Origin of the sequence: Actinokineospora xionganensis (genome assembly GCF_014323725.1) — a bacterium.
Classification (GTDB): Bacteria; Actinomycetota; Actinomycetes; order Mycobacteriales; family Pseudonocardiaceae; genus Actinokineospora; species Actinokineospora xionganensis.
Genome location: NZ_JABVED010000059.1, coordinates 1 through 947 on the forward strand (window position 1 = coordinate 1; position 947 = coordinate 947).

A 947-nucleotide genomic window follows, 5' to 3' on the forward strand; every position below is an offset into this window, starting at 1 on the left:
ACCGACTGCACGCGGCCCTCGATGTCGACGGTGCCCTCCTTGGTGCCGAACGCGTCTGGTCCGTGCCCGCCGCCACGCGGACACCAGCGTGTGAGTGCGTACCTGCGGTGTCGGCCACGTTCCACCTACGGCCGTTGCCGGTCTGCTCGCGATCCGGACGTCGCAGACGGCACTGGTTGTGTAATACTTACTACACGTATTACGTATCGCATGGAGGCCGATGATGCGCTTGAACAGCAAGGGGCAGGTCACCATCCCGGCCGAGCTCAGGAAGAAGCACCACCTGCGGGAAGGCGACGAAGTCGAGGTCGTCGAAGACGGAGCCACCCTGCGCATTGTGCGGCTCGAGAGCCGCCAAACCCATGGCAGGCGCCTTGCCCGCGGCATGCGGGGCAGGGCAACGACCAACATGAGCACCGACGAACTGATGGATCTTCTTCGTGACGAGTGATAGTCGACTCCGGGTGGTCGGCCCTGGCCCCGATCCGGCCGTGACACTTGTCGACACGTGCGTGCTACTGGACATCCTCACCGATGATCCGTCCTGGGCGGATTGGTCAGAGGACGCGGTCGCCGATGCCCGCGACGCGGGCGAACTCGTGATCAACCCGATCATCTACGCCGAGGTCTCCGCAGGCTTCGACACGATCGAAGATCTCGACGCCGCGCTTCCCACCGCGGACTTCAGTCGCGAACCGCTGCCCTACCAAGCCGGTTTTCTCGCGTCCCGAGCGTTCATCGCCTACCGCAAACGCGGCGGTCCGCGCCGCTCGCCGCTTCCGGATTTCTACATCGGGGCACACGCCGCGGTGAACAGATACCAACTGCTCACGCGTGACGCCGCGCGCTACCAAACCTACTTTCCGACGCTCAGATTGATCACACCGGACAAGAAGTAGCCTGTTACGGCAGGCGCTGGCCGATCAGCAATGCGCTCCCGGCGGCGA

The 947-nt window shown here is 64.4% G+C and carries 2 protein-coding genes; both read left to right on the top strand.

The features are described 5' to 3' along the window. Positions 1-223: 223 nt before the first annotated feature. Entirely contained in the window at positions 224-451 is a 228-nt protein-coding gene (locus GPZ80_RS31875) for an AbrB/MazE/SpoVT family DNA-binding domain-containing protein (RefSeq protein WP_187224811.1), read from the top strand. A gap of 40 nt (positions 452-491) precedes the next feature. Beyond that, the gene (locus tag GPZ80_RS31880; protein ID WP_312880686.1) at positions 492-899 is read left to right on the top strand and encodes a type II toxin-antitoxin system VapC family toxin; all 408 of its coding nucleotides are present in this window, start codon (positions 492-494) and stop codon (positions 897-899) included. Positions 900-947 lie beyond the last annotated feature (48 nt).